Source organism: Amycolatopsis sp. NPDC114503, from assembly GCF_055633655.1.
This window is the reverse complement of sequence record NZ_JBVKDT010000001.1, coordinates 1,514,441-1,540,746: the sequence shown is the minus strand read 5'-3', so window position 1 is coordinate 1,540,746 and position 26,306 is coordinate 1,514,441. Positions and strand designations below refer to the sequence as shown.

General features: G+C 69.2%; 25 protein-coding genes. 14 read left to right on the top strand and 11 right to left on the bottom strand.

Going from position 1 to position 26,306, the window contains the following annotated elements; translation table 11 throughout:
* The first annotated feature begins 14 nt into the window (after positions 1-14).
* Together ACZ7OI_RS07560 and ACZ7OI_RS07555 are read left to right on the top strand one after the other, a co-directional pair.
* On the top strand, positions 15-2,366 hold the full coding sequence (locus ACZ7OI_RS07560; RefSeq protein ID WP_470263292.1) for a bifunctional salicylyl-CoA 5-hydroxylase/oxidoreductase: 2,352 nt from the start codon (positions 15-17) through the stop codon (positions 2,364-2,366).
* Entirely contained in the window at positions 2,363-3,508 is a 1,146-nt protein-coding gene (locus ACZ7OI_RS07555; protein WP_470263291.1) for an acyl-CoA dehydrogenase family protein, read from the top strand. The genes ACZ7OI_RS07560 and ACZ7OI_RS07555 overlap by 4 nt, the downstream gene beginning before the upstream one ends.
* A 99-nt stretch (positions 3,509-3,607) precedes the next feature.
* Here the strand turns inward: ACZ7OI_RS07555 and ACZ7OI_RS07550 are convergent, their stop codons facing one another.
* Positions 3,608-4,336, bottom strand: coding sequence for a DUF2306 domain-containing protein (locus ACZ7OI_RS07550; protein ID WP_470263290.1), 729 nt, complete (start codon positions 4,334-4,336; stop codon positions 3,608-3,610).
* A gap of 260 nt (positions 4,337-4,596) precedes the next feature.
* On the opposite strand from ACZ7OI_RS07550, the gene ACZ7OI_RS07545 reads away from it, so the two are divergent.
* On the top strand, positions 4,597-5,814 hold the full coding sequence (locus tag ACZ7OI_RS07545; RefSeq protein ID WP_470263289.1) for a family 16 glycosylhydrolase: 1,218 nt from the start codon (positions 4,597-4,599) through the stop codon (positions 5,812-5,814).
* Between the two features lie 275 nt (positions 5,815-6,089).
* Here the strand turns inward: ACZ7OI_RS07545 and ACZ7OI_RS07540 are convergent, their stop codons facing one another.
* Positions 6,090-6,767 carry a GntR family transcriptional regulator gene (locus tag ACZ7OI_RS07540; protein WP_470263463.1) on the bottom strand — a complete coding sequence of 226 codons (678 nt, stop codon included), beginning with the start codon at positions 6,765-6,767 and terminating at the stop codon, positions 6,090-6,092.
* A 149-nt stretch (positions 6,768-6,916) separates the two neighbouring features.
* Between ACZ7OI_RS07540 and ACZ7OI_RS07535 the strand changes: the two genes are divergently transcribed.
* Genes ACZ7OI_RS07535 through ACZ7OI_RS07515 form a run of 5 tightly spaced genes read left to right on the top strand, consistent with a single transcriptional unit; the run spans position 6,917 to position 11,186 of the window.
* The gene (locus ACZ7OI_RS07535) at positions 6,917-8,176 is read left to right on the top strand and encodes an MFS transporter (protein ID WP_470263288.1); all 1,260 of its coding nucleotides are present in this window, start codon (positions 6,917-6,919) and stop codon (positions 8,174-8,176) included.
* Positions 8,173-8,967: a putative hydro-lyase gene (locus tag ACZ7OI_RS07530; protein ID WP_470263287.1), complete on the top strand. Its 795-nt coding sequence runs from the start codon at positions 8,173-8,175 to the stop codon at positions 8,965-8,967. The genes ACZ7OI_RS07535 and ACZ7OI_RS07530 overlap by 4 nt, the downstream gene beginning before the upstream one ends.
* Before the next feature lies 1 nt (position 8,968).
* On the top strand, positions 8,969-9,718 hold the full coding sequence (locus ACZ7OI_RS07525; protein WP_470263286.1) for a LamB/YcsF family protein: 750 nt from the start codon (positions 8,969-8,971) through the stop codon (positions 9,716-9,718).
* Positions 9,715-10,320 (top strand): 5-oxoprolinase subunit B family protein, encoded by a 606-nt coding sequence (locus ACZ7OI_RS07520; RefSeq protein ID WP_470263285.1) that lies wholly within the window; start codon positions 9,715-9,717, stop codon positions 10,318-10,320. The genes ACZ7OI_RS07525 and ACZ7OI_RS07520 overlap by 4 nt, the downstream gene beginning before the upstream one ends.
* Positions 10,317-11,186 (top strand): 5-oxoprolinase subunit C family protein, encoded by an 870-nt coding sequence (locus ACZ7OI_RS07515; protein WP_470263284.1) that lies wholly within the window; start codon positions 10,317-10,319, stop codon positions 11,184-11,186. Before ACZ7OI_RS07520 ends, ACZ7OI_RS07515 begins: the two co-directional genes overlap by 4 nt.
* Here ACZ7OI_RS07515 and ACZ7OI_RS07510 read toward each other — a convergent pair.
* From ACZ7OI_RS07510 to ACZ7OI_RS07480, 7 genes are all read right to left on the bottom strand, one after another.
* Positions 11,161-11,787 carry an alpha-ketoglutarate-dependent dioxygenase AlkB family protein gene (locus ACZ7OI_RS07510; protein WP_470263283.1) on the bottom strand — a complete coding sequence of 209 codons (627 nt, stop codon included), beginning with the start codon at positions 11,785-11,787 and terminating at the stop codon, positions 11,161-11,163. The genes ACZ7OI_RS07515 and ACZ7OI_RS07510 overlap by 26 nt on opposite strands.
* A gap of 173 nt (positions 11,788-11,960) precedes the next feature.
* The gene (locus tag ACZ7OI_RS07505; protein ID WP_470263282.1) at positions 11,961-13,016 is read right to left on the bottom strand and encodes an alcohol dehydrogenase catalytic domain-containing protein; all 1,056 of its coding nucleotides are present in this window, start codon (positions 13,014-13,016) and stop codon (positions 11,961-11,963) included.
* A 232-nt stretch (positions 13,017-13,248) separates the two neighbouring features.
* Entirely contained in the window at positions 13,249-13,599 is a 351-nt protein-coding gene (locus ACZ7OI_RS07500; protein ID WP_116201118.1) for a transcriptional regulator, read from the bottom strand.
* Positions 13,600-13,671: 72 nt separating this feature from the next.
* Complete coding sequence (locus ACZ7OI_RS07495; protein WP_470263281.1) at positions 13,672-14,490, bottom strand: LLM class flavin-dependent oxidoreductase; 819 nt, start codon at positions 14,488-14,490, stop codon at positions 13,672-13,674.
* A gap of 90 nt (positions 14,491-14,580) precedes the next feature.
* A complete protein-coding gene (locus tag ACZ7OI_RS07490) occupies positions 14,581-15,264 on the bottom strand; it encodes a metal-dependent transcriptional regulator (RefSeq protein ID WP_101437417.1) in 684 nt (227 codons plus the stop codon).
* A gap of 497 nt (positions 15,265-15,761) precedes the next feature.
* Complete coding sequence (locus ACZ7OI_RS07485) at positions 15,762-16,202, bottom strand: GNAT family N-acetyltransferase (protein WP_370933880.1); 441 nt, start codon at positions 16,200-16,202, stop codon at positions 15,762-15,764.
* Positions 16,203-16,768: 566 nt separating this feature from the next.
* Positions 16,769-18,346, bottom strand: a complete 1,578-nt coding sequence (locus ACZ7OI_RS07480; protein ID WP_470263280.1) for an amidohydrolase — start codon at positions 18,344-18,346, stop codon at positions 16,769-16,771.
* A gap of 47 nt (positions 18,347-18,393) precedes the next feature.
* Between ACZ7OI_RS07480 and ACZ7OI_RS07475 the strand changes: the two genes are divergently transcribed.
* The 5 genes from ACZ7OI_RS07475 (at position 18,394) to ACZ7OI_RS07455 (ending at position 22,504) form a co-directional block, all read left to right on the top strand.
* Positions 18,394-19,137, top strand: coding sequence for an enoyl-CoA hydratase/isomerase family protein (locus ACZ7OI_RS07475; protein WP_470263279.1), 744 nt, complete (start codon positions 18,394-18,396; stop codon positions 19,135-19,137).
* Entirely contained in the window at positions 19,134-20,669 is a 1,536-nt protein-coding gene (locus tag ACZ7OI_RS07470; RefSeq protein ID WP_470263278.1) for an ATP-dependent acyl-CoA ligase, read from the top strand. Before ACZ7OI_RS07475 ends, ACZ7OI_RS07470 begins: the two co-directional genes overlap by 4 nt.
* Complete coding sequence (locus tag ACZ7OI_RS07465; RefSeq protein WP_470263277.1) at positions 20,666-21,313, top strand: TetR/AcrR family transcriptional regulator; 648 nt, start codon at positions 20,666-20,668, stop codon at positions 21,311-21,313. The genes ACZ7OI_RS07470 and ACZ7OI_RS07465 overlap by 4 nt, the downstream gene beginning before the upstream one ends.
* Before the next feature lie 46 nt (positions 21,314-21,359).
* Positions 21,360-21,686, top strand: a complete 327-nt coding sequence (locus ACZ7OI_RS07460) for a hypothetical protein (RefSeq protein WP_037810987.1) — start codon at positions 21,360-21,362, stop codon at positions 21,684-21,686.
* A 128-nt stretch (positions 21,687-21,814) separates the two neighbouring features.
* A complete protein-coding gene (locus tag ACZ7OI_RS07455; RefSeq protein ID WP_470263276.1) occupies positions 21,815-22,504 on the top strand; it encodes a 4'-phosphopantetheinyl transferase family protein in 690 nt (229 codons plus the stop codon).
* Positions 22,505-22,546: 42 nt separating this feature from the next.
* Here the strand turns inward: ACZ7OI_RS07455 and ACZ7OI_RS07450 are convergent, their stop codons facing one another.
* Positions 22,547-23,713, bottom strand: a complete 1,167-nt coding sequence (locus tag ACZ7OI_RS07450; RefSeq protein WP_470263275.1) for an isochorismate synthase — start codon at positions 23,711-23,713, stop codon at positions 22,547-22,549.
* A gap of 94 nt (positions 23,714-23,807) precedes the next feature.
* Entirely contained in the window at positions 23,808-24,119 is a 312-nt protein-coding gene (mihF, locus tag ACZ7OI_RS07445; RefSeq protein WP_020664542.1) for an integration host factor, actinobacterial type, read from the bottom strand.
* A gap of 461 nt (positions 24,120-24,580) precedes the next feature.
* Between mihF and ACZ7OI_RS07440 the strand changes: the two genes are divergently transcribed.
* The gene (locus tag ACZ7OI_RS07440; protein WP_470263274.1) at positions 24,581-26,209 is read left to right on the top strand and encodes a long-chain fatty acid--CoA ligase; all 1,629 of its coding nucleotides are present in this window, start codon (positions 24,581-24,583) and stop codon (positions 26,207-26,209) included.
* The last annotated feature ends 97 nt before the right edge of the window (positions 26,210-26,306 follow it).

Here is a 26,306-nt window from a genome sequence, read left to right as displayed (position 1 = left end):
ATACCCTGAACGGCGTGCGGATTTCAGTAGTCGGCGGCGGGCCAGCGGGCCTCTACTTCGCCGTGCTCGCGAAACAACTCGGCCCGGACCACGAGATCACGGTCTGGGAGCGCAACGCGCCGGACGACACGTTCGGCTTCGGCGTCGTCTTCTCCGACGAGACGCTCGGCGGCATCGAGCACGCCGACGCGGACGTGCACGAGGCGATGAGCCGGGAGTTCGCGCGCTGGGACGACATCGACGTGCACTACCGCGACACCGTGTCGACCTCGGGCGGGCACGGATTCGCCGCGATGAGCCGCAAACGGCTGCTCGCGATCCTGCAGCAGCGGTGCCGCGAAATGGGCATTGATGTCCGATTCCGCAGTGTTGCGCCGGATCCGGCCGAGCTGGCCGCTTCTTATGACCTGGTGGTCGCCGCGGACGGCGTGAATTCCGCGGTGCGCACGGCGTTCGCCGATTCGTTCCGGCCGAGCGTCGAGACCCGGCAGTGCCGCTACATCTGGCTCGGCACCGACCTCGTCTTCGACGCGTTCAAGTTCTACGTGCTCGAAACGCCGCACGGCATCATGCAGGTCCACGGCTATCCCTACGGCCGCGACGGCAGCACGTTCATCCTCGAGATGCACGAAGACGTGTGGCAGCGGGCATTCGGCCCGATCGCTGCCACCGGACTCGGTCCGGGCGAGAGCGACGAGAAGTCGATCGAGCTGATCCGCGAACTGTGCGGCGACATTTTCGACGGACATCAGTTGCTGGCCAACAACTCCAAGTGGGCCACCTTCGGCACGGTCCGCTGTGAAAGCTGGGTCCACGACAATGTCGTGCTGCTCGGCGACGCGGCGCACACTGCGCATTTCTCGATCGGCTCCGGAACGAAGCTGGCGATGGAGGACGCGCTCGCGCTCGCCGCGTGTCTGCATGAACAGCCGAGTGTCCCGGAAGCCCTTGCCGCGTATGAAGAAGAGCGACGTCCGGTCGTCGCTTCCACGCAGCGTGCGGCGCAGGCGAGCTTGGAGTGGTTCGAGAATCTGGCGCAGTACACGCACCAGGAACCCGAGCAGTTCGCGTTCAACCTGCTTACCCGAAGCCGCCGGGTCACTTACGACAACCTGAAGCTGCGGGACCGGGAATTCGCCGCGTCGCTGGATCAGTGGTTCGCTGATTCGCTCGGCACTTCTGTCGCGCCGCCGATGTTCCAGCCGGTGCGGATCGGTTCGCTGGAATTGCCGAACCGGATCATCGTTTCGCCGATGGACATGTACTCCGCGGTCGACGGCGTGCCCGGCGAATTCCACCTGGTGCACCTGGGAAGCAAGGCGCTCGGCGGGGCAGGGATGGTCATGACCGAGATGATCTGCGTGTCCGCCGAAGGCCGGATCACGCCGGGCTGCCCCGGGCTGTACACCTCCGAACAGGAAACCGCGTGGAAGCGGATCGTCGAGTTCGTGCACCGCGAGACCCCGGCCAAGATCGGGTTGCAGCTGGGGCATTCCGGCCGCAAGGGCTCCACGAAACTGATGTGGGAAGGCATTGACGACCCGCTGCCGGAAGGCAACTGGGAGGTCTGCGCACCGTCCGCGCTGCCGTATTCGCCGAACAACCAGACGCCGCGCGAGCTGAGTGTCGCCGAACTGGGCGAGATCCGCGACCAGTTCGTTTCGGCCGCGGAAGCCGCCGCGCGCGCCGGGTTCGATCTGCTGGAGCTGCACTGCGCGCACGGCTATCTGCTGTCGTCCTTCCTGTCCCCGCTGACCAACCAGCGCACCGATTCCTACGGCGGTTCCCCGGATAACCGGCTGCGTTTCCCGCTGGAAGTCTTCGACGCCGTCCGCGCGGTGTGGCCAGCCGACCGCCCGCTGACGGTCCGGATCTCGGCCACCGACTGGTTCGAGGGCGGCAACGACTCCGACGAAGCTGTGGCCATCGCGCAGGCGTTCGCCGAACACGGCGCGGCCGCGATCGATGTGTCGACCGGCCAGGTGGTCAGCGAAGAACGGCCGAAGTTCGGCCGCAGCTACCAAACGCCGTACGCCGACCGGATCCGCAACGAGGTCGGCCGTCGCTATGGCACCGCGGTGATCGCCGTCGGCGCGATTTCCTCCTACGACGACGTGAACTCGCTCATCCTCGCGGGCCGAGCCGACCTGTGCGCGCTTGGCCGCACCCACCTGTTCAATCCACAATGGACTCTGCATGCGGCTGCCGCACAGGAGTACCCGGTGGCGTGGCCGAAACAGTGGGCAGCGGGCAAACGCCCACCGCAGACCGGACGCACCGACGGCCCAGAGCCGCGACTCGACCTGGTCCGCACCGGCGGCCACCAAACCGCCCATGCCCGCTGGCGACCGGAGGATGCCCGATGAACGCCTTCGCTTTCACTCCGGAACAGACCGCTTACGCCGCTTCCGTCCGGAAGATCGCCGCCGAACAGCTAGTCGAGTTGGCCGCCGCCGGTGCCGAAGGCGCGGTGAACCGACCGCTGCTCAAGGCAATGGGCTCGCACGGTTTGCTCGCCCGGCTTTTCCCCGGTGTCGAAAGTGGACAGCCGACCCGGCAAGCAGCCGCGACCGACCTGTGTCTGCTGCGGGAAGCCCTCGCCACGCAAAGCACCGAAGCCGAGACGGCCCTGGCGTTGCAGGGCTTGGGCAGCTACCCGGTACTTCAGTCCGGTTTGGACGAACAGGTCAAGCGCTGGCTCCCCGCCGTCGCCGCCGGTGACGCCGTCGCCGCCTTCGCGCTGACCGAACCGGACGCTGGCTCCGACGCCGCCGCCCTCCAATTGGCCGCCGAACCAGACGGCGACGGCTGGCGGCTCACCGGCACGAAAATGTGGATCTCGAACGCCCCCGAAGCCGATTTCTACACGGTCTTCGCCCGCACCACGCCCGACGCCGGTTCACGCGGGGTCAGCGCCTTCGTCGTCCCCGGCGACCGCGCAGGACTCAGCGGCGAACACCTGGATTTGGTAAGCCCGCACCCCATCGGCACGGTGGTCTTCGACGGTGTCCGGGTAAATCGCGACGAGCTGCTCGGCGAGGAAAACCGCGGTTTCGCCGTAGCCATGCGGACTTTGGACCTGTTCCGCCCGAGCGTCGGCGCCTTCGCGGTCGGGATGGCACAAGCCGCGCTCGACGCGACCGTGGAGTACACAGCTTCGCGCGAGGCATTCGGCGGTCCGTTGGTGAAGCAGCAAACGGTCGCCCACACGCTGGCCGAGATGGCGACGCGAACGGAAGCGGGCCGGCTGCTGGTCTACGCCGCCGCAGCAGCCTACGACGCGGGCGAGCAGAACCTGGCCGGTCGCGCGGCAATGGCGAAGTTGTTCGCGACCGAGACCGCGCAATACGTCGTGGATCAAGCGGTGCAATTGCACGGGGCACGAGCGCTTCGACGAGGACATTTGCTGGAGCATCTGTATCGGGAGGTCCGAGCGCCGCGCATTTACGAAGGCGCGTCAGAGATCCAGCGGACGATCATCGCCCGGTCGCTGCAGCGGCGCGGATGAGCCGTCGTTCGGTGTACCCCTCGCACCGAATGCCTCCGCGCCGCCTGCCGGTGTTCTAACAAGCAAGCGGCGCGGAAGCCAAACGATTAAGAGCCAGGGCTAAACGCTCGCGCGGCGTTTCGGCTTCCGGTCGAGCCACAGCTGCGCCGCGATCAGCGCGACCGTCCAGCTCACCCACGCCCCGAGCGCCGCGATCGACTGCCCGAGCGCGATCTCGCTGCCGCCGAACGTGGTGGCGAGCTGCGGTTCCAGGAAGATCGCCGCGATCGGGCCGATGAGCCGGTTGAGAATGATCGACATCGTCAGCGCGAAACTGCGGACCATCCAGCGCCGGTGATCGCCGAACCGGTGTTCGCGAGCGGCGCGGTAGCCCGCCCACGTCGTACCGAGCCACAGCACCGCGAGCAGCACGTCGCTGGCCCGCGTCACCGGCCCGAACGGAGTCGCCGCGCCGATGGTCAACGCCAGCAGCCCGGACGGCAGCACTCCGGCGAACACGTACGCGCGGCCGGAGTAGCGGTGCAGCACCGGATGCTTCCGCCGGATCCACGGCCAGACCTGCAGCAGCGCGGTCACCATCGCGATCGACCCGAACACCACGTGCCCCACCAGGAACAAGTAGTGCGCGGGGAAGGTCGACGGGACCCTCGACCGCGCCGGATCGAACGCCAGATACGGCGGCAGGGAATAAGCCAGGAACGCGACCACGACCAGCCCCAGCGGCCCGACCCACGGTCTCCGCCACCAGCGCTTTCCCGGCTCGACCCGTACCGTTCGCTCCGCTGCGGGCGTGGCCCGCGGTGGTCGAAGATCCGTCCCCGCCGTCATGTCGGCCTCTCTCCTGTCGTCCGGTCTCGGCTGGCACTTCCGAACGTAGGACGGAGGCTTCCGGCGAACCATGGTGCCGACTGGCGTCAACGCGGTGGGGGCAGCCTTACCCTCGGCCAGGTGACCCCCGCACCCTCGGTGACCATCGCCTGACCATTGCCGCAGAGGTCCAGACCAGGCATACTCTTCCTACTTTGTTGCCCGCCACAACAAAGCACTCCCTCGCTCTAGGTTCCTCCCCGAAACCGAGGTGACCACGCATGTCCGGATTCCTGAGACGCGTCCCCACCGCCCTCGCCGCGGCCGCACTGCTGGCGCTTGGCCTGCAGACCGCTCCAGCAGTGCTCGCCCCTCCCACCGCGGCAGCCGCCGAAAGCTTCACCGACGATTTCAACGGCCCGGCCGGCGCCGCCGCCGACGCGTCGAAATGGACCTACGAAACCGGCGACAACAACGGAAACAACCACGAACGCCAGTGGTACACCGCGGGAGCCGCCAACGGCGCCCTCGACGGCCAAGGCCACCTGGTCATCACCGCCAAACGCGAAAACTCCGGCCACACCTGCTGGTACGGCACCTGCCAGTACACCTCCGCCCGGCTCAACACCGCAGGCAAATTCAGCCAGGCGTACGGGCACGTCGAAACCCGGATGAAGATCCCGCGCGGCCAGGGCATGTGGCCCGCATTCTGGATGCTCGGCGGCGGAAACTGGCCGAACGACGGCGAAATCGACGTCATGGAGAACATCGGCCGCGAACCGAACACCGTGCACGGCACCATCCACGGCCCCGGCTACTCCGGCGCGGGCGGCATCGGCGCGGCGTACAACGGCCCCGTCTTCGCCGACGATTTCCACACCTACGCGGTCGATTGGTCGCCGAACAAGATCGTCTGGTCGGTCGACGGCAACGCTTACCAGACCCGCACTCCCGCGGATCTGAACGGCAACCGCTGGGTCTTCGACCATCCCTTCTCCGTGATCCTGAACCTCGCCGTCGGCGGTGACTGGCCCGGCGATCCGGACGGGAACACGCAATTCCCGCAGCAGCTGGTCGTCGATTACGTGCACGTCACCACGAGCGGCGACGGCGGGTCCGGCGGCCGGATCATCGGCATCGGCGGCAAATGCGTCGACGTGCCCTGGGCCAATCCGGCGAACTTCACCCAGCTGCAGATCACCGACTGCAACGGAAACGCCGCGCAGAACTGGACCGTCGGCAGCGACGGGACCATTCGCGCGCTCGGCAAGTGCATGGACGTCAAGTACTCCGGAACCGACGACGGCACCCCGGTCCAGATGTACGACTGCAACAACAGCAACGCGCAGCAGTGGGTCGTGACCGCGGCGCACGACATCGTCAACCCGCACGCGAACAAGTGCCTCGACGCGGCGGGGGTCAGTTCGGCCAACGGGACGAAACTGCAGCTGTGGACGTGCACCGGCAACGTCAACCAGAAATGGTCGGTGAACCAGTAGCCGTCCACTGTGGACAAATAAGGACGGCGGGCCGTGACCTCCCCCCGGTGGCCACGGTCCGCCGCGAAAACCGCGCGGGCCGGGCGGGAACCAAGGTCAACCGCCCGGCCGTGGGCCGTCCTCCGCGCGTCGGCTGGGGGTCCCGACGCCCGGGGCGGCGCTCTCACGCGGCCCACTGCCGACGGTAGCCAGACCAGCCGTGCTGTGGAGCCTCCCGGGCGGCAGGAGGGCCCGAACGGCCATGCTCGCTGCCTTCCCGGGCAAACCGGCCGGTTTCAGCGAGTGCCGGCCAGCTCCGCATAGGCCTCGACCAACTGCGCTTCCGCGTCGTCGAGGTAGACGGCGAGCATCTCCGCCGTACGGATCCCGTCGCCGGTCACGAGCACGTCCAGGATTTCGTGGTTCCGCGGCAGGTACCGCTCGTGAAAGCGGCGCGGGTCGGCCATCACGTGGAACACCAGCCGCAGCTCCGCGGCGAGCGCCTGCATCAACTCGACGATGCGCTCGCTGCCGGTGAGCGCCGCCAGTTCCGCGTGGAAACGGATGTTCGCGGTACCCAGGTCCTGCCATTGCGCCTGCTTCGCCGCACGATCACCGTCCGCGACCGTGCTGGCGATCTTCTCGTACGCCGCCGGCTTCTCGGTCACGTCGCGTACCGCCGCGCACTCGATGACCTTGCGGACCCGGTAGATGTCGCGCACGTCTTCGACGCTCGGCACCCGCACGAACACCCCGCGGTTCAGCTCGTGCACCAGCAGCCGTTCGTGGGTCAGCAACCGGAAAGCCTCACGGAGCGTATTGCGCGAGACCCCGAGCGCGCTGCCGATGTCCTGCTCCGAAAGCCGTACCCCGGGCAGGAAGTACCCCTCCGAAACACGCGTGCGCAGCACGCCGGCGACCCGCTCCGCGGTGCTCGTCCGGCCGAGCAGGCCGCGATCCGCTTCCAGGCCCATGGGCTCTCCGTCGGTGACCACGTCGCCCAGCGTAGCCAGCTGGCGGTGAACAATAAAATGAGGGACTTGTGGAATTGTTGAACGATCCGTACGGTAGCGGCCATGTGACTCGTGCCACCATGAGTTCGTCCCCCTTGTGAGGTGCCCTTATGAACGTCAACGTCGCCGACGGCACCGCGAACGCGGCCCGCCCGTTCGGCTGGTATCGCTCGCTCGGCCACAAGGGCCGCCGCGCCTTCCTCGGCGCGTTCGGCGGCTACGGCCTCGATTCGTTCGACTACCAGACCCTCCCCTTCGGCCTGGCCGCGATCACCGCCTACTTCGGCATCACGTCCGGCGAAGCGGGCCTGCTCAGCACCGTCACGCTGGTCGTGTCCGCGATCGGCGGCGTCGGAGCCGGCGTGCTCGCCGACCGCATCGGCCGCGTCCGCACGCTGCAGCTGACCATCGCGATGTACACGATCTTCACGGTGCTGTGCGGATTCGCGCCCAACTTCGAGACACTGCTGATCTTCCGCGGCCTGCAGGGGCTCGGGTTCGGCGGCGAGTGGGCGGTCGGCGCCGCGCTGGTCGCCGAGTACTGCTCGGCCAAGTACCGCGGCCGCACGGTGGCGTTCGTGCAGAGCGCGTGGGCGGTGGGCTGGGGCCTGCTGGTGATCGTCTACACGGTGCTGTTCAGCGTCCTCGACCAGGACATCGCGTGGCGCGTGCTGTTCTGGGTCGGCGTCATTCCGGCGCTGCTCGTGCTGTGGGTCCGGCGCAGTGTCGAGGACGCGCCGGAGGCAGCCGCACGGCGGGTTTCGGCCAAGGTCAAAGGCTCGCTCGCCGGGATTTTCCGCCCGAATCTCTTGCGCACCACGGTGTTCGCCGCGCTTCTCGCGACCGGCGTCCAGGGTGGCTACTACACGCTGTTCACCTGGATGCCGAAGTACCTCCAGAGCAGCCGCGGCCTTTCCGTGGTCAACACCGGCGGCTACTTCGCGCTGCTGATCCCCGGAGCGTTCATCGGATACATCTGCGGCGGCTACCTCACCGACCTGCTCGGCCGGAAGAAGACGTTCCTGCTGTTCTCCGTCGTTTCCGCGCTGCTGATCGTGCTGTTCGTGCAACTGCCTTACGGCGCGAACGGCCTGATGCTGCTGATCAGTTTCCCGCTCGGCTTCTCGACTTCGGCGATCTTCAGCGGTTTCGGCGCGTACCTCGCCGAGCTGTACCCGACAGAGCTGCGCGCCACCGGACAGGGCTTCACCTACAACTTCGGCCGCGCAGTCGGTGCCGCTTTCCCCGCTGTGGTGGGCTTTCTCGGTGCGGGCGGCGCGATCGTGCTCGGCGCGGTCGGCTACGCGATCGCCGCGGTGGCGCTGCTCGGTCTGCCGGAAACTCGAGGCAAGGAATTGGTGGAGGTATGACCACTTCCTACGATCCTTCGACACTCGCTCCGGCCGACGCCCGCGCGCTTTTCCGCACCGGTACCGAACGCCCGACCACCGGCTGGGCCGACGGTTACGCCCAGACCAACCTGATCGCCGTCCCGGCGGACTGGGCCGACGACGTCCGCGAGTTCTGCGCCCGCAACCCGCGGCCGTGCCCGGTGCTCGACGTCAGCGAACCCGGCGACCCGACCACCCGGCTCGCGCCCGGCGCGGACCTGCGCACCGATCTGCCGCGCTATCGCGTCTGGCACAACGGAGCGCTGACCAGCGAAATCACTGACGCCACCGGGGTTTGGCGCAGCGACATGGTCGCGTTCTCCATCGGCTGCAGCTTCAGCTTCGAGACGCTGCTGCGCGCCGCGGGCATCCCGTTGCGGCACATGGAGCAGGGCCGCAACGTGTCGATGTACGTGACGAACCGGCAATGCGAACCAGCCGGGCGGCTGAGCGGTCCGATGGTGGTGTCGATGCGGCAGATTCCGGAAAACCAGGTCGAGGACGCCGTGCGCATCACCGCCGCGATGCCCGCGGTGCACGGCGCTCCGGTGCACATCGGCGACCCCGCTGAGCTGGGCATCACCGACCTGACCCGGCCGGATTTCGGCGATCCGGTCGACGCCGCGCCCGGTGACGTGCCGGTGTTCTGGGCGTGCGGCGTCACCCCGCAGGCGGCGCTGATGGCGTCCCGGCCGCCGTTCGCCATCACGCACGCACCCGGGTACATGTTCTTGACCGACCGGCCCGATCGCGACTACCAGGTGGGATGACATGGACCTCAACAGCGACCTCGGCGAAGGCTTCGGCGCCTGGACCATGGGCGACGACGAAGCCATGCTCGACATCGTGACCAGCGCGAACATCGCGTGCGGCTTCCACGCGGGAGACGCCAGCGTGATGCGCCGGGTATGCGAACGCGCGGCGGAACGCGGCGTCGCCATCGGCGCGCACGTCGGCTACCGCGACCTGGCAGGCTTCGGCCGTCGCGCGCTCGACATCGCGCCGGAAGACCTCGCGGACGAAGTGCTGTACCAAATCGGCGCTCTCGACGCCTTCGCGCGCGCGGCGCACAGCTGCGTGCGTTACGTGAAGGCGCACGGCGCGCTGTACAACACCGCAGCTGTTGATCCGGAGCAGGCAGCTGCGCTTGTCGAAGGCGTACGGCGCTATCACACCGATCTGGCCCTGCTTTGTCCTCCGGACTCCGAAATGCTGCGCGCGGCTCAAGCGGCGGGCGTGCCTGCGTACGCAGAAGCGTTCGCCGACCGCGCGTACACGCCTGAAGGACGACTGGTGTCGCGCAAGCTGCCTGGCGCAGTGCTGCACGACGCCGACGAAGCCGCCGCGCGTGCGCTCACCATGGCGACCACCGGCGAGGTCGTCGATGCTGACGGTGGCAAGCTCACACTGCGGACGGATTCCCTTTGCGTGCACGGAGATACGCCCGGCGCGGTCGAGCTGGCCCGGCGGATTCGCGAGCTGCTCACCGAATCCGGTGTCGTGCTGAGGTCGTTCGTGTGAGCACTGTTTTGCGCTACGGCCGTTCCGCGTTGCTGGTGGAGGTCGATGACGTGCTCGGGTTCCAGGCGGCCTGCGAAGCCGCTCGGCCCGAGGGCGTCGTCGAACTCGTCCCCGCCGCACGCACTCTGCTGGTCCGGTTCGACCCGGCCCGCACTGATTCCGCCGCGTTGACTCGTTCGCTTGCTTCACTGTCCATAGTGGACGTCTCTGCGCGCTCGGCGGACACCGTCACCCTGCCGGTGCGCTACGACGGCGCTGACCTGGCGGACGTCGCCGAGGCCGCCGGGCTGTCCGTTTCCGAAGTCGTGCAACGGCATTCGGCGGGCACCTACGTCGCGGCGTTCTGCGGTTTCGCACCCGGTTTCGCCTATCTGACCGGCCTCGATCCGGCGTTGCACCTGCCGCGCCGGAGCACGCCGCGCACGCGCGTGCCAGCGGGTGCGGTGGCGATCGCCGGTGAGTACAGCGCGATCTATCCGCATCCGTCGCCCGGCGGCTGGCACCTGCTCGGCCACAGCGACGCGCAGGTGTGGAACGTCGACCGCGAGCAACCGAACCTGCTGGTCCCGGGCACCCGAGTGCGGTTCGAGGCGGTTCGGTGACCGGGAAAATCGAGATCCTCGCGCCCGGTCCGTTCTCGACCGTGCAAGACCTCGGCAGGCCAGGGTACGCGGCGGTCGGAGTCGGGCGGTCCGGCGCGGCGGACCGCGGTTCGCTCAAGCTGGCGAACCGGCTCGTCGGCAACCCCGAAACGCACGCGGCGCTCGAGGTCACCCTCGGCGGCCTGCGGCTGCGGGTTTCCGAACACACCACCGTCGCGGTCACCGGTGCTCAGGTGCCGATCCGCGCTGGTGGGCGGGCTGCCGCCATCGGTGCGCCGATAGTCCTGCGCCCGGGGGACGAACTCGAACTCGGCGTCGCTTCACTCGGCCTGCGCAGCTACCTCGCGGTGCGCGGCGGACTGGACGTGCCGCCGGTGCTCGGCGCGCGAGCCACCGACACGCTGGGCAAACTCGGCCCGCCCGTCCTCGCGGCCGGCATGTCGCTCCCGATCGGTTCGGCAGTACAGGGCGACCCTTGTGTCGATCTCGCCCCGCTGCCCCGGCTTGCCGCGGAACCCGTGCTGCGCCTGGAACCCGGACCGCGGCTGGACTGGTTCACCGCCTCCGCACTGTCCACTTTGCTCACTGGTGCCTACACCGTGACCAGCGACCTCGACCGCGTCGGCGTACGCCTGGACGGCCCGGCGCTGACCCGCGCCCGGGTCGGCGAACTAGCCCCGGAAGCCGCTGTTCCCGGCGCGCTGCAGGTGCCGCCGTCGGGGGTCCCGATCCTGTTCCTCGCCGACCATCCGGTGACCGGCGGGTACCCCGTCGCGGCCGTCGTGGACGAGGATGACCTGGATCTCGCCGCCCAGCTCCGGCCAGGTCAGCGGGTCCGGTTCACATCCCCGACACCCGCAGCGTGAGGTTGAGGCGCCCGGTCAAGCCAAGATCCGGATCCGCCGTGCCCGGCAGGGTTTTCGGCACCCCATGGAACGCCAGCCGCGCCGGGCCGCCGAACACGAACAGGTCTCCCGAGCGCAGCTCGACATCGGTGTAAGGCCGGTTTCGGTGTTCGGTGTTGCCGAAACGGAACACGCAGGTGTCGCCGAGGCTCAGCGAGACGACCGGCTCCGTCGAACGCTCGTCTTTGTCCTGGTGCATGCCCATTTTCGCGGTGGCGTCGTAGTAGTTCACGAGCGCGACGTCGGGCTGGTAGTCGTCAGCGGGCCGGTCGTAGGCGTCGGCGAGCGCGCGGCGGCCGAGGTCGGCCAGCCAGTCCGGGAACGGCTCCACCGGCGAACCGTCCTCGCGCAGCCGGTCGTAGCGGTACGGCAGCCACTGCCAGCCGAGACAGACCGTGCGCACCGACATCACCCCGCCGCTCGGCAGCCGGGTCGAACGGTAACCGCGCCAGCCGCGACAGGCCGTGACGAGGTCGCGTTGTTCTTGCTCGGAAAGCCAATCCGGGACGTGCACCGCTCCCGGGGCGATTTCCCGGCGCGGACGCGGCAGCAGCTCCATCATGCCGCTCCGTGGCCGACGGCCGCAGGAGCCACCCTGTCGGGCGCTCCTGCGGCGGGTTCCCCTCGCCACTTGCCGCCAAGCTTCGGAGAATTGCACACCGCCGCGAGACCCGCCAGGTTTTCGACAGCTACAACTCGGACTCGCCACCCAGGGTGTTCGCCGGTCACCATTCGTCACCCGAACTCGACGACAGTCACCCCGGCGCGGGCAGGCACCGGGTCACTCATCGCAGCGAGCGCCGCCGGCACCCCGTCCAGCCCGATCCGCGTGCCGATCAACCCGTCCAGATCGATGCCGGACCGCTCGACCACCCCGAGCAACTCGGGATACTCATACGCCTGCAGCCCATGGATCCCGACGATCTCCAGCTCGCCGCCGACCACCCGATGCATCGGAATCGGCGGCACCCCCTGGCTGGGCGGCATCAACCCGGCCTGGACGTGCCGTCCGCGCTTGCGGAGGCTGCCCACCGAAGCCGCACAGGTGCTTGGAGAGCCGAGACAGTCCAGCGACACGTGCGTACCGCCTTCAGTGCGCTCACGGACGTACGCAGCCAGCGCTTCCGGCCCGTCGAACGCGCTGGCGTCGACACTCAGTACGGCACCAGAACGCTCCGCCAACGCACGCGCCTGCGGCGAGACGTCCACCGCCACCACCTTCGCGCCCGCAGCGGCCGCCAGGAGGACTGCGGAGATGCCTACGCCGCCACAGCCGTACACAGACACCCACTGCCCCGCGCGTACGCCGCCCTGGCGCAACACTGCGCGAAAAGCCGTCCCGAAGCGGCAACCGAGCGCGGCAGCTTCCGCCGACGACATCGAGTCCGGCAACGCGACCAGGTTCGTCTGGGCATGCTCGATGGCGACCAGCTCGGCGAACGAGCCCCAGTGGGTCGCGCCGGGCTGGAACTCGTCGTCGCAGATCTGCTGGTCGCCCTTGGCGCATTGCGCGCAGACGCCGCACGCGCACACGAACGGGACGGTGACCCGGTCGCCCTTCGCCCAGCCCTTCACTCCCTTGCCGACCTCGACGATCCGCCCGGCGAGCTCGTGCCCGGCCACGTGCGGCAACCGGACGGTCTCGTCGTGGCCCTGCCAGGTATGCCAGTCGCTGCGGCACACCCCGGTCGCTTCGACGGCGATGACGACCCCGCCGTCCGGGGTCACCGGATCCGGTGCTTCCCGCACTTCCGGAAGCACGCCGAACTTTTCGATCACGACCGCACGCATGGGTCCGATCGTAGAAGCCGCCGGTTTCAGCTCGACTGGGCCTGCGTGCCCCGATGAGGTTTGCTCGGTGGCGCACGCGAACTGCCTCGCATCGCGCGAAACCCCGTCGGGCCGCCGTGCCGCGGCGCGCACCCGGCGGAAGGGAGCGGGGCTTCAGGCGAACGCGGCGGACGACGGCGCGTAGGCGTCGGGATACGCCGGCGCACTCGCCGTCCGCCGCGGCCGGGCGCGCTCAGGAGAGCTGCTGGCCCGGCTGATGGAACTGGCCGCGCGGACGCGGCGGGCCGAGCAGCCTGCGCAACGACCCGTCCGGGACGCCGAGGATCTGCTCGAGATTTCGCAATGCCCGCAAGGATTCCGGGCGTTCCGGGCGGCAGCGTCCGGATTGCCAATGGCTCAATGTCGCGAGACTGACCGTGGTTCCCCTTCCCCGCAGCCGATATCTGATGCGTTCGAGGCCGAGCCCGCGGGCCCGGATGGCCGCGCGCAGCGCTTCGGCGAACGGGCCGGTTTCGAGCAATTGCCCGAGATCCCGCCCTGTTGTACTCCCCCGGTCGATCGTCGGTGTTCGCTGACCGGTCATCGCACACGCTCCGAACCACGTCGCTGGGAAACCTCGGAGCGTAGGCCGGATAACGCATGATCGGAAGAGCTGTCACCCTTGTGCGGAGAGTGCCTGGGCAATCGCGGCAAACGGTTCCGCATAGCCGGAATTGACCGTGACACAGGAAATCCCCCACCGCTCTCGCCAGCGGAGAAGCATTTCCCCAGCGGTGTCGGGGTTTTCCGGCAGCACGGTGACAGCTTTCTCCTCCACCAGTTGCGGAACGTCCACGCCGGTGTAGCGGGCGAGCCACGGCGAAGGCTTGTCCCCGACAGCGGTCAGGTTCACCGCCAATTCGACGTCCCGGCCTCCCGCGAACGAGCGAAAAGTGTCCACAATGGAGTCAGCCTGCTCCTCGGTCGTGCGCGGCCCCCAGGAAAACGTCACGACGTCGGCGGTGCGCGCGGCGAGCGCGAGCATTTTGGGCCCGGAACCCGCGAGCAATAGCCGCGGCCGGTCGGGGCGCTGCGAAAGCACCTCAATGGTGTCCGCCAACCGGGCGACGCGTTCCCCCGGCGAAACGAACTCGCGCCCGAGCGTTTCGGCGTGTTTCCCGGCCCCGGGGTGCCCGACGCCCAGCCCCAGCAGGAACCGGCCCCCAGTCGCCTGATGCAGTGAATCGGCCTGCCACGCGAGGTTCCGGGCAGCACGGAACGGATCGGCGAGCACGAAAGTGCCGAGAGTGAGCGTGCTGGTGACCGCGGCGGCGGCCGGAACGAGCGTCAACGGATCGAGCCCGCCGACCGGATCGGTCGCGAACATGGCGTCGAACCCGAGCTCTTCGATCCGCCGGGCCTGCGCGGTCCAGGACGGCAGATCCGGCGCGTGCCCGGCGACGATCCCGAAGCGGAAGGGTTTGGTAGTGGTCATGCCGCTTATCGTCGGTGTGGGGACCTTCCCGCCACATCCGTTCGGCAGCGACATTCGCGCGTACGCCCTGGAGCGCAGCCCTCGTGCGCGTCAGCGCAGGGTGACGGACAACGCCTGCGCGATCTCCTTGCCGATAGCGTGCGTGGCGGCGTCCGGCGGCTGCCCGACCTTCACCACCATCGGCCCGCCGAACGGCTGCCGCTCGACCACCTCGATCCGCTCGCCGAGGCCGATCGCGTGCTCGGTGAGGTAGCGCAGCAGGTCCGGATCGGTGTCCCACACCCGGACGATCTCGCCGACCGCACCGGGCGGCAGGTCGTCCAGAATGCGCATCGGAAGCTCCTCGACGCTGCCGTCCGGAGCCGGGATCGGATCGCCGTGCGGATCGCGAACGGGATTGCCGAGCTTGGCCGCGATGCGCTCGACGAGCCGATCGGAGACGGCGTGCTCCAGCGCGTCGGCCTCGGCGTGGACCTCGTCCCAGGTGTAGCCGAGCTCGGAGACCAGGTACGTCTCGATCAGCCGGTGCCTGCGCAGCACCGACCGGGCGAGCTGGCGCCCCTCGGAGGTCAGCTCGATGCCGCGGTAGGGCACGTGCGCGACCAGTCCGAGCTGCGAAAGCTTCGTAACCATGCCCGACGCCGACGACGGGCTCACCTCAAGCCGCCCGGCCAGCGACGCGTTGGTGACCGCCTCGCCCCGTTCGACCAGCCCGTAGATCACCCGCACGTAGTCCTCGACCGACGACGACCTCCGGACGGAACCATCTCCCATGCCGCATACGATACGGGGCCCGGTCTGTTGTGGTCGGCGGGTTAGGGCCGTCATGGGCCGTCGGCTGGTCTTGTCGCGCTGGTCTTGTCGCGCTGGTCTGTGTCGCTGGTCTGTGTCGCTGGTCTGTGTCGCTGGTCTGTGTCGCTGGTCTGTGTCGCCGGTCCGGCGAAGGGAACACGGTCACCCCGCCAGCCCTCAGCGATTTCCCGATCAGGACACACGATCACCCAGTCAGGAACTGCGCGGCTCCGGACAGCTCCTCGCGGCCGCCCGGCCGGTCGCGGTCCTCGGCCCGGTCCGCCGCGACTGTCCGGCCATGGGAACGCGGCCACCTGACCGAGCCCGCAACGATTACCCGATCGCGCCACCCCGGCCAGGCCCCTGCCGCAGCCGCCCGACCTGGGCCGCTCGACCAGCCCTGCCGCAGCCGCCCGCCCGGTCCGCACGACCGTCCCTGCCGCAGTCGCCCCTCGCTCAAGACCGACGCGGCTGCTCGATCAAGGCCGCCAGCGGTAGCGAACCCATCCCGGCACCGGCTCCGCGCCGAGCTGCGCGTAGAACGCCTCCGCCTTGGCATTGCCCGCCTGCATGTCCCACTCGACCCGCCCCGTCGTGCGGGCGCGCAACGCGTCCAGCAGTTCTCGGCCGAGTCCGTGCCTGCGGTGCTCCGGACGGATGAACAGGTCGTCGAGCCAGATCCCCGGGCGGCCCTCCCAGGTGGAGAAATTCCAGCTGCAGAAGGCGAACCCGGCAACGAGATCCGGACGTCCCGGCGGCGTGCAGATCAGCACCCACGCCTTCGGCTCCGGACCGAACAGGTGGCCGCTCATCTCGGCGCGGTCGAGTTTGAGGTCGTGTTTGTCCTCGTAGACCGCGTGTTCCTCGATGAGGCTGCAGATCTCCTCGACGTCCTCGAAGACGGCGTCGCGAACGGGCATCGGGCACCCCTTTTTTGTCGGTGGTGGCGGTTACGGTGCAGGTATCAGAGCAAGACAGCAGGAATCCGGCGCGGCGGAGCCGGTGTGGAGCATCGCGAGAGGGAAGGAGTTGGTGGCTGTTGATCGGTGAATCGACAAGTGAATAGGCGGATGAGTCGGCAGGTGAGGTGACGGGCTCGGCTGGCGAGCCACCGCACGGCGGGGAGCGCGCAGGCTCACCGGTGAGCGGTGGAGAGCGCGCAAGCCAACCGCCGGACGTCGAGGAGCACCCAAGCGGACGAGCGAACCGCCCCGCGCACCTAACCGGACCGCCGAACGGCTGGGAGCGACCAGGCGAATCGCCGGGCTGCGAAGGGCGTGCGAGCGAACCGGCGAACGGCCCCGCGCACCCAACCGCACCGCCGAGCGGCTGGGTGCAACCGAGCGAACCGCCGGACGGCGAAGGGCTTCCAAGCCAACCGCAGGGCGGCGAGAGGCCCCCAAGCGAACCAGCGAACAGCCCCGCGCACCCAAGCCAACCGCCGAGCAACCCAGCCCGCGAGCCGCCCCGAACGAAGCCCTCCCCATCACGAGGCCTCGTAAAGAAGCTCGCCGCCCACCGCCGTGCCGAGCACTTGGGCGTCCTCCACAGTGGACAGTGGATCCGCGGACAGCACCACAAAGTCCGCGAGCTTCCCCGGCTCCAGCGTCCCGATGTAGCTCTCCGCGAAGGTGGCGTACGCCGAACCGTATGTGTAGGCGCGCAGGGCCTCCGCCGGGGTCAGCGCTTCCTCGACCGAGAACGGTTCGCCGGTGGACGTCCGGCGGTGGACCATGTCGGCGAGGCCCAGCAGCGGGGCTCCGTCGACAACCGGGCGGTCTGAGCTGGCGGGCAGCACGCAGCCGGCGTCCAGGACGCTGCGCAGGCGGTAGCACCACGGCACCCGCGATTCACCGAGGGCCGCGCGCATGCCGTCGCCGAGTTCGTTCACGAATCGGCCTTGCGGGGACGCGATCAGGCCCAGCGAGGCAAGTCGGGTCAGCTCCGCGGGCGGGAGCACGGCGCAGTGCTCGATGCGGTGCCGGTGGTCGGGGCGCGGGGTGGCGGCCAGGGCGGCTTCGTAGGCGTCCAGGACCACCGTGACGGCTCGGTCGCCGATGGCGTGGGTCGCGATTTGCCAGCCGGCGTCGTGAGCCTGGCGGATGGTGCGCGTCAGCTCGTCCTCGGGCACCTGGAAGTAGCCGCGGTTGTCCGGTTCGCCGGCGAACGGTTCGTGCATCGCGCAGGTGCGGCCGATCAGCGAGCCGTCGGCGAAGAGCTTCATCGGGCCGACGCGCAGCCACTCGTCGCCGAGGCCGGTGCGCAGGCCCAGGTCCAGGCCGAAGCCGGCGCCGTCGGGGAGGTCGTGCAGGACGCTCGCGGCGACCATCACCGTGCTCCGCACTCGCAGGACGCCGCGTTCGCGCGCGAGCTGGTACGCGGCCAGCTCGGCGGGCGTCTCGCCGACCAGGCCGCCGCCGATTCCGGCTTCCTGGACGCTCGTGATGCCCTCGGACAGGTACTGCTGGCTCGCCCGGTCGAGACCGCGGACCACGGACTCGAGCGGCGTCGGGTACGTCAGCGGACGCAACAACAACTGCGCCTGTTCGCGCAACAGGCCGGTCGGCGACCCGTCGGCCGACAGCGCCACGTCGCCGCCGACGGGGACGTTCGCCAGGTCCAGCTGGTCCAGCACCGCCGAGTTGACCAGGGTCATGTGGCCGGACGTGTGTTTGAGCCGCACGAGCATGCCGGGGGCGGCGCGGTCCAGGCCGTGCCGGTCGGGGTGTTCGCCGCCCGCGAGTTTGTTCTGGTCGTAGCCGCTGCCGACGACCCAGCTCCCGGCGGGCAGCTCGGCCGCGCGTCGCGCCACGGCGTCGTACACCTCGTCGACGCTGCGGCAGTCGCTCAGCGGCACGTCGTCCAGGCCCATGCCGAACCAGGCCATGTGGTTGTGCGCGTCGTGGAACCCGGGCGCGACGAAGCCCCCGCCGAGATCCACCCTGCGGCGGGCGGACAGCTCGCGCGCGTCGTCGCCCAGCGCCACGATCCGGCCGTGCAGCACCGCCAGCGCGGTGTCGCCGGTGACCAGCCTGGCGTTCTCGTACACCGCGTCAACCTGCATGCCTTGGACACTATCGATCGATCGATCGAACGTCTAGGCTCCCTCCCATGAGCACCGTTGACCTGGCCGTCGAGGGCGGCATCGCGCAGATCCGGCTGAACCGGCCCGAGCGGCTCAACGCCGTCGCGCCCGTGCTGGTGGACGACTTCCTGACCGCGCTGGAGGAAGTCGCGCACAGCGACTCTCGCGTCGTCCTCCTCTCCGGCAACGGCCGCGCCTTCTGCGCCGGGCATGACCTGAAGGAACCCACCCCCGCGGGTGATTCGCGGGCGAGGCTGGAGCGGCTCCAGGACGTCACGCGCCGGCTGCGTGCGCTGCGTCAGCCGGTGATCGCCGCCGTGCACGGGTACGCGATCGGCGCGGGCGCGGAGTTCGCACTGGGCTGCGACCTGATCCTGGCCGCCGAGGACGCCGTCTTCGCGTTCCCCGAGGTCTCGCTGGGGCTGAGCGTCACCGGTGCCGCGTCGAGGCTGCTCCCGCTGCTGGTCGGGCCGGTCAAGGCCAAGGAACTGCTGCTGCTCGGCGACCGGTTCGACGGCCGTCGCGCACACGACCTCGGCCTCGTCAACGCCGCCGTGCCGTCCGACGAGTTGATGCCCCTCGCGCTCGGCTGGGCGGAGAAGATCGCGCATCACCCGCCGGAGGCCGCCGCGATGGCGAAGCGGGCGCTGGACGCCGGGATCGACCACGCCTTCGACTCCGCGTTGGAACTGGAGGTCACCCACGCCCTGATCACCGAGCACTCGGCCGCCGTCCGCGAGTCGACCGAAGCGTTCCGGAGCCGGGCGTGACGCCGTTGCAGAACGTCGACACCCTGGTCGCCCTGGTCACGCGCGCCGCGCAGCTCTGGCCCGGGCGGACGGCGTGGATCTTCGACAGCACCGGCACCCGATTCACTTTCGCCGAGGTCGACGACCGCAGCGGACGTCTGGCGAAAGCACTCCGAGACCAAGGCGTCCAGGCGGGCGATCGCGTCGCGGTGATGCTTCGCAATGAGCCGGAATTCCCGCTCCTCTGGCTCGCACTCGCCAAACTCGGCGCAGTTCTGGTCCCGGTGAACATCAACTACCGCGAATTCGACGGCGCGCACGTCCTGCGCCACTCCGGTGCGCGACTCGCGGTAGCCGCCGAAGAGTTCGTGGAACTGCTGGAGAAAATCGCGCCGGAAACGGCCGTAGAACGCGTCCTCACCCCGGACGCGTTGCAGTCGGAAACGCGTTACGAACCCGAGCAGGTGGTCGCCGAACAGCCGGTCAACATCCAGTACACCTCCGGCACCACCGGCGCGCCGAAGGGCTGCGTGCTGCCGCACCGGTACTGGACCACGCTCGCGATCGGCCTCGCTACCGGCTTCCCCTCCGTCAGCGAAGACGACATTCTCCTTACCGCACAACCATTCCACTACATTGATCCACAGTGGAACGTCGCGCTCGCGCTGGCCGCCGGAGCGACGCTCGTCGTGCTGGACCGCTTCCACCCCTCCACGTTCTGGGAGAAGGTCCGCGAGTACGAGGTCACCTGGTTCTACTGCCTGGGCCTGATGCCGACGCTGCTGCTGCGCCAGCCGCCGCATCCGGACGACCGGAACCACCGAGTCCGCGCGATCAGCGCCTCGGCGATCCCGCCCGACCTGCACGCCCAACTGGAGCAACGCTGGGGCGTGCCGTGGTACGAGGCGTTCGGGATGACTGAGACCGGCGGCGACATCCGGGTCTCCGAGGCCGATCACGACGCCGCGGTCGGCACCGGCTGCATCGGACGGCCGACCCGCGACCGCGAGGCGATGATCGCCGACGAGAACGGGAAACCGTTGCCGCGCGGCGAAACTGGCGAACTGCTGATCCGCGGCATCGGGCTGATGCACGGCTACCACGAGGATCCCGAAGCGACCGCGCGCGCCTTCGCCGGCGGCTGGTTCCACACCGGCGACCTCGCGCGGATGGACGCCGAGGGCCGCGTCTACTACCTCGGCCGCACGAAGGACATGATCCGCCGCAGCGGCGAGAACATCTCCGCCGACGAGGTCGAGCGCGCGCTGCTGCAACATCCGAAAGTGCAGCTCGCGGCCGTGCTCGCGGTGCCGGACGAGCTGCGCGGCGAGGAAGTGAAGGCGTACGTCGTGTGCGGCGAGCACCGTCCGTCGCCCGAGGAACTGGCGGAGTTCTGCGCGCAGCAACTGGCCTACTTCAAGGTGCCGAGGTTCTGGACGTTCGCGGACGACCTGCCGCGCACGCCGTCGGAACGCGTCGCGAAGGGCGAGCTGCGCAAGGTCGCCGACCTCCGCGCGGGCTCCTGGGACCGCAGCACCGGAGAGTGGCAGTGAGCAGCGCCGAACGCGTCCGGGCGGCGGCCGTGAAACTGTTCGCCACCAAGGGTTTCCACGGCACAGGTATTCGGGATCTGGCCCAGGAGGCCGAACTTTCTTCGGCGACGCTCTATCACTACATGGGCACCAAGGAAGATCTTCTTGTCGAGATCATGACGACCTCGCTGCGCCGCCTGATCGACGCGGTCGCGAAGGCCACCGCGGGCAGCGACGATCCGGTGGTCCGGATGCGCACGCTGGTCGCGCTGCACGTCCTCGCGCACGCTGCCCAGCCGGGCGAAACCCGGGTGGTGGACAACGAAGTCGACGCGCTTTCGGCTCCGGCGCGTGCCCAGGTCGTCGCGCTGCGGGACGAATACGAGCAGTACTGGGCGAACGCGATCGAAGACGGCGCCGCGGCAAACGTGTTCCACACCGCACAACCGGCCGTGACCCGGCTCGCATTGCTGGAAATGTGCAGCGGCGTGGCCAGGTGGTATTCGCCGAAAGGCCCGCTCAAGCTCGAAGACCTGGCCGCGCACTACGCGGAACTGGCATTGCGGGTGCTCGGACATCCGGTCGCGGTGCGTGCCCACGACCTCCGGCAATGCCTCGAAGTGGTCGCCCAGGTGTGGGACTTGCCTGTCCAAGAGGGCTTTTAGCGCCATACGCCTTGCTCAGACGGCGAACGTGGGGGACGCTCGAAGGGTGACTGAGCAAACGATCCAACTCGAACTGGACGACTCGGGACTCTCGCCTGGCCTGCCCGCACCCTCAAACCCGCGCGATCAGGTCCAGGACGTCCCGTATCGGCCAGTCGAGTTTCGTGACGACGACCTGCCCAGCGCGCTCGAGCGCTGCGCAGTATGGCTGCGCCAAGCGCAGGAGTGGCTGGGAGAACCGCTCGACGTCCTCGCGATCCACCTAGACTACGACGAGCGACAGGGTTCGCCCTACTACGACGTGAAACTGCTGTGCAACGAGGAGGACCTAGCCGGGGTCCCGATCGCGATGCGCGACAAGAACAAGTCTTAGCACTCGTCATCTCCGCCGCGAAGGCCCTCTCGGACTCCGAGGGGGCCTTCGCCGCGTTCGCCGGTAGGGGCATGACAAACCTCGGCGCACCCGGGCAAGATCGGAGGCGGACGAGGGAGGGTATGCCGGTGACCGAAATCGTGGTGCGCTGGTCCGAACCGCTGCCCGCGGAGGACCGGTACCTGAAGCTGCTGGACGACCTGGAGCGCGGCCGCTACGACGCGTACCGGCTCGAAATCGACCAGCGCCGCTTCCTGACCGGCCGGGTGCTCGCGAAGACGCTCGTCGCGGAACGTCTCGGCGGCGCGGCGGAGGCCGTGCGCTTCGACGCGACCTGCGACGACTGCGGCAAACCGCACGGCCGGCCGCGCGTGCCGGGTTCGGACCTCGTGCTGTCGATCTCGCATTCGGGCAACCTGATCGGCCTCGCGGTCACTGACGGCGTGCCAGTCGGCCTCGACGTCGAAACCGCCAGCCGCAAAGCCGACGCCTCGCTCGTCGAGTACGCGCTGAGCCCGGCCGAGCGGGAAGCCGTCGCGGGCCTGTCGGACGAGGAGCGGTCGGCGGCGTTCTTCATCTACTGGACGCGCAAGGAAGCGGTGATGAAGGCCACCGGCAAGGGGCTGAAGATCCCGCTGCAGAGCATCACGTTCTCCCGCTACGACGCCCCCGCCGAGCTGGTGGCGTCCGGCGACGAAGCGCTCGACCCGGCACGGACCCGGCTCGCCGACCTCAAGGCGGCCGACGGGCATCGGGCGGCGGTCGCGGCGTTGACCGCGGACAGCCTGAGCGTCACCGAGGAGCGCTGGCTGCCGTAAAAGCTCGTGAGCGGTGAAGCCGGTTCTAACCGGCTTCACCGCTCACGACGCGCTGTCGTCCAGCCCCATCGCGCCGAGCAGCGTGCGGAACTTCGCGATCGTCTCCTGGTACTCGGTGTCCGGGTCCGACGCGGGCACGATGCCGCCGCCCGCGTAGAGCCGCATCGACTTCTCGGCCACCTCGGCGCACCGGATCGCGACGGCCCATTCGCCGTCTCCCGCCGCGTCGACCCAGCCGACCGCGCCGGCGTAGTAGCCGCGGTCGAACGGCTCCAGCTCCTGCACCAGGTCGCGCGCGGCGACGGTCGGGGTGCCGCAGACGGCCGGCGTCGGATGCATCGCGGCGGCGAGGTCGAGCGCGGTCACCGAGCGGTCCGCCAGCTCGCCGGTGATGGACGTCCGCAGGTGCCAGATCGCGGGCGTGGAGACCAGCTCAGGACCGGCGGGGACGTCGAGCTTGCGGCAGAACGGCCGCAGCGATTCGATGACGTAGTCGATCACCAGGTCGTGCTCCTCGCGGTCTTTCGCGGACGCGAGGAGGGCTTCGCCGTTGGCCCGGTCGGTCTCCGGATCGGCCGAACGCGGCATCGACCCGGCGTGCGGGGTCGTGAACACGGAGTCGCCGGCCCGGGAAAGCAGCAGCTCAGGGGTGGCACCGACGAGAGTGCGGCCGCCGGGCAGTTCGGCGGCGTAAGTGAAGTGGCGCGGGTTGCCGCGCGCGAGATTGCGCACGATCCCCTCGACCGGGATCGGTGCGTCGAATTCCAGCTCGAGCGCGCGGGCCAGCACGGCTTTGCGCAGGTCACGGTCGTGCAGGGCGGCGACAGCTGCCCGCACGTTCTCGCGGTGGCCGTCGGCGGACGGGAGCCGCCGGGTGGCCGCGGGAGCGGGCAGGTCGACAGCGGGCGGAGCGGCCGGGGTCTCGGCATCCGCCTGGGCGCGATGCACCGTCCGGGGCAGCACGAGGTGCCCCGGCGAGGCAGCGCCGGGTCCGGTGTCGAACGGCAGCACGCCGACGGCGAGCGGCACGCCGGAACGGTCCAGCTCAGCGGCTGCCGAGCGGGCGAGGCGGCGAGGGTCGGCGTCGGTGACGGTCCCGAGCGCGCCGCGGGCGAGCAGGGCCCGCCGGGCGGTCGCGAACAGGAAGTCGCCGCGCTGGTAGCGGACGGTGGTCTCGGCCGGGGTCACCGGCGCGGTACTGGTCGTCACTCCACCAGCGTCTCAGGATCCGGGAGCGCCGCGGGGAAAGTGTTGCCGGTGCAACATCTTCGCGCACACCTTCCCCGCGGCCGCCGGATCAGCGTTACTTGAGCGCGTCGATCAGCGCTTCGCGCTGCCGTTCGCCCAGGCCAGCGGCCCGGCGGTCGGGGTCGATCCCCGCCTGCTCGAGCAGCGCGGCGACCTTGACCGCGCCCAGGCCGGGCACCGCCTTGAGAAGCTGCGTGACCTTCGTCTTGCCGACGGTCTTGTTCTCCTTGGCCCGCTTGAGCACCGACTCGATGCTCTCCTTGCCGGACTTGATCGAAGCGAGCAGCTCCGAACGCGCCTTACGAGCCTCTGCCGCCTTGGCGAGGGCCTCGGCGCGCTGCTCCGGAGTCAACGTGGGCAGAGCCAACGTAATGTCCTTTCCTCTCAGGTCTCCGCTTTCGCGGCCGACGGTCTCAGCCGATGCTTGCAGCTGCAAGCGCTGGCCAGCCGTCACTTACCACGGCCCCAGTAAACGCCACGTGCCCGCAGTACGCGCAACCGACACGCACTTATCACCCGTCGACGGGCATGGCGGACCTGCGTGAGGGGACCCCTCGCGACCTGTGAAAACGGCCTCGAAGGGCTCATTTCCACCCCCATTACCTCACCCGAACGGGAGTGTATTTCCGCACAGTTAACACAACGCATTTTCTTGTCCCGCAACAGAAAGCGCGACAGAAGTGGATCATGAACGGCCGGGGCCGCCACCCGATGGCGGGAGGGGTCCGACAAGCCGTGACCGAACTTGTTCGTGCCCGATCCGGCGGATGCGCATTAGAGTCGGGCGCACCCCAGTTCACCGGCGAACGAGCACCACGGGAGTCACCCATGTTGAGCACGATGCAGGACGGACAGCTGTCGCTCGCGAAGCTGCTGCGCCACGGCACGAAGGTGCACGCGAAGAGCGAAGTCGTCACCTGGACCGGTTCAGAAGCCCGCCGGGAGACGTACGCGGAACTCGGCAAGCACGCCGCCCGGCTGGCGAACGCGCTGCGCGGTCTCGGCGTCACCGGCGACCAGCGGGTCGGCACGTTCATGTGGAACAACGCCGAGCACCTCGCCGCCTACCTGGCGGTGCCCGCCATGGGCGCGGTGCTGCACACGCTGAACATCCGGCTGTTCCCCGAACAGCTGGTTTTCGTGGCGAACCACGCCGAGGACCACGTCATCATCGTCGACGGCACGCTCGTCCCGCTGCTGGCGAGCAACCTGCCGGGGATGAAGACGGTCAAGCACGTGATCGTGGCCAACGGCGACGCGTCCGCGCTGACCGCGCCCGAGGGCGTCACCGTGCACTCCTACGACGAGCTGCTGACCGGGCAGTCCGACGAGTTCGACTGGCCCGAGATCGACGAGCGGGCCGCGGCCGCGATGTGTTACACGTCCGGCACCACGGGCGACCCGAAGGGCGTCGTCTACTCGCACCGGTCGATCTGGCTGCACTCGATGCAGGTCTGCATGACCGACAGCATGCGGCTCGCCCAGGAAGACCTCGCGCTGGCGATCGTGCCGATGTTCCACGCGATGTCGTGGGGCCTGCCGTACGCGGCGATGATGGTCGGTGCCTCGCTGCTGATGCCGGACCGGTTCCTGCAGCCGGCCCCGATCGCGGCGCTGCTGGCCGCGGAGAAGCCGACTTTCGCCGCCGCGGTGCCGACGATCTGGCAGGGCCTGCTCGCACACCTGGACGCGAACCCGCAGGACATCAGCCACGTGCGCGAGGTGGTCGTCGGCGGGTCGGCCGCGCCGCCGTCGCTCATGCACGCCTTCGAGGAGCGCTACGACGTGCCGATCCTGCACGCGTGGGGCATGACCGAGACGTCGCCGCTGGGCAGCGTCGCGCGCCCGCCGGCCAGTGCCACCGGCGACGAGCGCTGGGCCTACCGCTACACCCAGGGCCGGTTCCCGGCGTCCGTGGCGGCCCGGTTGATCGGCGACGACGGCGAGGAACTGCCGTGGGACAACGAGGCGGTCGGCGAGCTGGAGGTCTCCGGTCCGTGGATCGCGGGCGCCTACCACGGCGGGTCCGATATCGATCCAGAGAAGTTCCACGACGGCTGGCTGCGCACCGGCGACGTCGGCAAGATCAGTCCGGACGGCTTCCTGACGCTGACCGACCGCGCCAAGGACGTGATCAAATCCGGCGGCGAGTGGATCTCGTCGGTGGACCTGGAGAACGCGGTGATGGGCCATCCGGCGGTCGCCGAGGCGGCGGTGGTCGGCATCCCGGACGAGAAGTGGGACGAACGGCCGCTGGTCGCCGTCGTGGTGAAGGAAGGCCAGCAGGTCACCGCTGAGGAACTGCGCGAGTACCTGTCGGACAAGGTCGCGAAGTGGCAGCTGCCGGAGAACTGGACGTTCGTGGAGGAGGTGCCCAAGACGAGTGTCGGCAAGTTCGACAAGAAGCGGCTGCGCGCGTCCTACTCCGAGGGAAAGCTCGACATCTCACACCTCTGAGCGGTAAATCTCCGGCGAGTTGTCGGCCTGGGAAGGACTTCGTGCGGGAATCTGTTGCACGCAAGGAGTCCTTCCCAGCACGTCGGAGGAGAACTGG